Raw genomic sequence first — 4399 nt, 5'->3', positions numbered from 1 at the left:
AATTAATAGGTCGACTGACTCACCGCCTTCGCGAGCAAGCCCGCTCCCACATTTAATCCGCATCCAACCTTGGATTTTCAATAGAGACAAATGACAATAATTCTCGATATCATTCACGACTTTTCCACGTCGTGCTTCGTCAAGAAGGATATCCATGTCTCGTCCCAAGCCCGACCCGCTGTCGGCCGATGCCTTTCGCGGGTTTTATGCAGATATCCTGCATTTCCTGCGTAAACGCACGGACAACGCCAGCGACGCGGCAGACATGACCCAGGATGTCTTCACCCAATGGCTGGACTACCGCGACCGGGCTCAGGTCGAGCAGCCACGGGCGTTTCTGTTCCAGATGGCGCGCAATCTGCTGCGCGATCACTGGCGCAAACAAAAGGTGCGGCACACCGTCCACCAGCAACAGGCCGAACTGGATGCCGAACCTGTCAGCGACTCGCGAGACGATCCCATGGCCGCCGCGCAACGCCTGCAACGCCTGGAACAGTTGAAAGAAGTCCTCTCTGAACTCTCGCCGAGAAGACGAGAAGCCCTTATGCTGCACCGCTTCGAAGGCCTGAGCCAGGCGCAGATCGCCGAGCGCATGGGCGTTTCGGTCAGCATGGTGGAAAAGCACATCGCTTTTGCCTTGCTGCATTGCAAGCAGCGACTTCAACAAGAACAGGGCAAGGAGCAGCCAGAATGACCCGCCTGAGCGACATCGACACCTGTGACATCGAGGCCAGCGACTCCATCGATGCCCAGGCCGCCAGCTGGTTTGCGCGCAACCGCAATGACGCCGGTCGCGCCGACCGCAAGGCGTTTGCCGCCTGGCAGTCCGAGCCGGCCAATGCCCGCGCCTACGCCGAATTCGAACAGCTGTGGGCCGACCTGGCGCAGTTGCAGCAACTGAACAAACCGACACCGCTGCCCGTGCGCAAACCACCCGTGTGGCGCCCGGCCCTGGCGGTGGCTGCCGCCCTGGTGTGTGCCGTGCTGACGAGCAACATCGGCGCCCCACGCGAACTGTTCCACGCCCAGGTCGCGGCCCATGCCAAAGGAATGCGCACCATGCATTTGCCTGACGGCAGCACCTTGTACGTCAACGCCAATACGCGCCTGCGGGTGGACTTCAACAGTCACCAGCGCATCGTGCATCTGGATCAGGGCCAGTTGTATATCGAGGTGGCGCCCGACAAGGAGCGTCCGCTGTTCGTGCAGGCCGGTGAAGCCAATGTGCGGGTGGTCGGCACCGGCTTCGATGTGCGGCGCAGCAAGCAGCAGTTGGTGGTCAGCGTGGCCCATGGGCAAGTGGCGTTCGATCCGGATGCCAGGCTGCCGGCCACCCTGCTCGGCGCCGATCAGCGCGCTACGTTCAGTTATGCCAAGGGCACGCTGCAGCAGCAAACCCTCACTGCCGGCGAGGTCGCCGATTGGCGCGGCGGCCACGTGTCGTTTCGTAATCGCGAGCTGGCCAGCCTGATGGATGAGTTGAGCCTGTACCGGCCCCAGGCGCCGTTGCTGGTGGACAGCGCGGTGGCGCAGTTGAAGGTCTCGGGCAATCTGGACGTGAATGATCCGGACGCCCTGCTCAACGCCCTGCCGGCACTATTGCCGGTGAAAACCGTGGCCCTGGCCGACGGCAATATCAGGATCGAACCGCGCAAATAGCCCCGCGGAATTCTTATTTGAGAATATTTTGCATTCGCATGTGAGGATTATTTTTCCTGCCGCGTCTTCCTCGGGTCTGCGTTTGATACGCACACCTTTCTGGCCATTTGGCTACTCCGGGGGATTTCATGTTTCGCGCGCCTTGCCACGTTCAGCACCTGTTTCTTCGACCCACCGCCATTGCCGCCTGCCTGGCCTTCAGCCTGAGTGCCCAGGCCGAGTCGTTCAAGCTGCAACTGCCGGCCCAGTCCCTGGCCACGTCCCTGAGCCAGGTGGCGCAGCAGGCGAAAATCCAGCTGCTGTTCGATGAAGCGCTGCTGAAAAATATCCAGGCGCCGGCCCTCAATGGCGACTTCACACCGGAAGTGGCGATTCGCACTCTGCTCAAGGACGGCGAGTTCGTATTGCTCAAGGTCGGCAGCACTTACGTGGTACGCCCCGAAGAGGGCAAGACCACCAACAGCAGCGCGATCCAGCTCGACGCCCTGAGCGTGATCGGCACCGGCAACGAGGTCGACTCCACCACCGTCGGCCGTTCCACCCTGACCCAGGCGGACATCGACCGCTACCAGTCCAACAACATCCCCAGCCTGCTGCAAACCTTGCCCGGCATCAGCCAGGGCGGCTCGCTGAAGCCCGGTGGCCAGACCATCAACATCCGTGGTTTCGGCGACGCCGAAGACGTGCCGCTGACCGTCGATGGCGCCACCAAAAGCGGTTTTGAGCGCTACCAGCAGGGCACTGTGTTTATCGAGCCCGAGCTGATCAAGAGCATCGAAGTGGAGAAAGGCCCCAACTCGCCCTTCAGCGGCAACGGCGGCTTTGGCGGTACGGTCAACATGACCACCAAGGATGCCCCGGACCTGCTCAAGGACGGGCGCAACAGCGGTGCCATGCTCAAATACGGCTACTCCAGCAACGACCATGAGCAGGTCTACAGCAGTGCCGTTTACGGGCGTACCGATGACGGCCGCTTCGATGCGCTGGCCTACCTGACCCAGCGCGACGGCGGCGACATGAAACTGGCTGCCACCCTGCCCAACGACAACAACCAGTACCCGATCAACCCCAAGCGCCTGCCCAACAGCGCCCAGAATGTGGACGGCAAACTGTTCAAGTTCAATGCTCACTTCACCGATGAGCAAAGCCTGGGCCTGTCGTACTCTCGCTCCAACAGCCAGCGCTGGACGCCCTTCTCTGCCGCCAGCTACCCGACGCCGCCGACCCAGGCCAACATCGACCGCTATGGCTACGAAGCCGCGCTGAAACGCTTCCTGGCCAACCGCAATACCGTCGACACCACCTGGTCCGGCAAGTACGAATACCAGCCGATGAATAACCCGCTGGTGGACTTGACCATCAAGTACTCCGAATCCAATACCGACCAGACCGACGAGCGCGACGCCACGGCGTTTTTCCAGTTGGCCACCGGCGGGCGCAAGATGGACACCTCCTATAACGACAAGAACCTCGACGTACGCAACGTCAGCCTGTTTTCCACCGGTGCGTTGCAGCACGCGGTGACCACCGGTGTGCAAATCCGCAAGCACACCCGGGAAACCGAAATGTGGATGCCCGGCGCCACCTACAACACCCCGAAATACAACTACGGGCACTTCCAGCCGGGCTTCATGCCCCATGGCAAGGTCGACACCAACAGCTTCTTTATCCAGGACGCGGTGACGCTGGGCGATGTGACCATTACCCCGTCGATGCGCTATGACCATGTGCGCAACCGCGGCGAGGCCAACGACGCGCCGTACTACAGCAACCCGGACCCGGCCATCGGCCATGACTACAGCGACCGCACTTACACCGGCTGGTCGCCACGCCTGGCGGCGTACTGGACCATCACCCCGAACGTGGCGATGTTCGCCAACTGGAGCCGCACCTGGCGTGCGCCAGTGATCGACGAGCAGTATGAAGTCCAGGGCTTGGGCAGCCGCACCGCCACCAGCCTGGACCTGGATCCGGAGCGCATCACCTCCATCACCCTGGGCAACGTCACCAGTTTCGCCGACGTGTTCGCCCACGGCGACAACCTGCAACTGCGTACCACGCTGTTCCACAACAAGGTCGAGGACGAAATCTTCAAGGCCACGGGCGTGGGCTGCCAGAACCAGGCGGTCAACGGCGGGACGATTTCCAGCGCCTGCCCGCCGGGCGCGATGTCCAACTACCGCAACATCGGCGGCATGACCATCAAGGGTTTCGAGGCCGAGAGTTTCTATGACTCCACCTACGTGTTCGGCTCGGTATCGTTCGCCTACACCACCGGCAAACATGAAGGCGCCTACACCAACCCGTGGGGGCCGGACGTCTGGGCGCGGGACATTCCGCCAACCAAATGGGTGGTGGTGCTCGGCACCAAGATCCCGAGCCTGGATATGCGGGTAGGCTGGCAAGGGCAGTTCATCGGCGCCACCAGCCGCCTGCCGAGCGACAAGTATTCCGGCGGCCCGGGCACCAGCATCGGCGACCTGTTCTACGACCAGTACGGCAACAAGCGCTACAACACGCAAGGCCTGTTCGCCAGCTGGAAGCCGCAACAGGCTTACCTCAAGGGTACCGAGGTGAACTTCACCGTGGACAACCTGTTCAACAACAACTTCCGACCGGCCCTGAGCGGCGACCGCGCCTACACCAAGGGCCGGGATGCGAAGATCAGTGTGACGCGGTTCTTCTGACCCCTACTAATCAATGTGGGAGCGGGCTTGCTCGCGAAAGCGCTGGATCAGTC

Annotated in this window: 3 protein-coding genes; all 3 read left to right on the top strand. The window is 61.8% G+C overall.

Annotated features, from left to right (window positions below; genetic code table 11):
- Nucleotides 1-154 precede the first annotated feature (154 nt).
- On the top strand, nucleotides 155-694 hold the full coding sequence (locus ACW9I6_RS31065) for an RNA polymerase sigma factor (protein ID WP_087692632.1): 540 nt from the start codon (nucleotides 155-157) through the stop codon (nucleotides 692-694).
- Nucleotides 691-1659: a FecR family protein gene (locus ACW9I6_RS31060; protein ID WP_177010033.1), complete on the top strand. Its 969-nt coding sequence runs from the start codon at nucleotides 691-693 to the stop codon at nucleotides 1657-1659. Before ACW9I6_RS31065 ends, ACW9I6_RS31060 begins: the two co-directional genes overlap by 4 nt.
- A 128-nt stretch (nucleotides 1660-1787) precedes the next feature.
- Complete coding sequence (locus ACW9I6_RS31055) at nucleotides 1788-4346, top strand: TonB-dependent receptor (RefSeq protein WP_003209136.1); 2559 nt, start codon at nucleotides 1788-1790, stop codon at nucleotides 4344-4346.
- Nucleotides 4347-4399: the final 53 nt, after the last annotated feature.

Source organism: Pseudomonas sp. SDO5522_S412 (assembly GCF_054071215.1).
Note: the sequence above shows the minus strand (reverse complement) of the source record. Positions and strands in the feature narration are given on the sequence as shown.

What these genes read in the sequence shown, in the direction of transcription:
- ACW9I6_RS31060 (WP_177010033.1), top strand. Translation starts at nt 691, where the DNA reads ATGACCCGCCTGAGCGACATCGACACCTGTGACATCGAGGCCAGCGAC.
- ACW9I6_RS31055 (WP_003209136.1), top strand. Translation starts at nt 1,788, where the DNA reads ATGTTTCGCGCGCCTTGCCACGTTCAGCACCTGTTTCTTCGACCCACC.
- ACW9I6_RS31065 (WP_087692632.1), top strand. Translation starts at nt 155, where the DNA reads ATGTCTCGTCCCAAGCCCGACCCGCTGTCGGCCGATGCCTTTCGCGGG.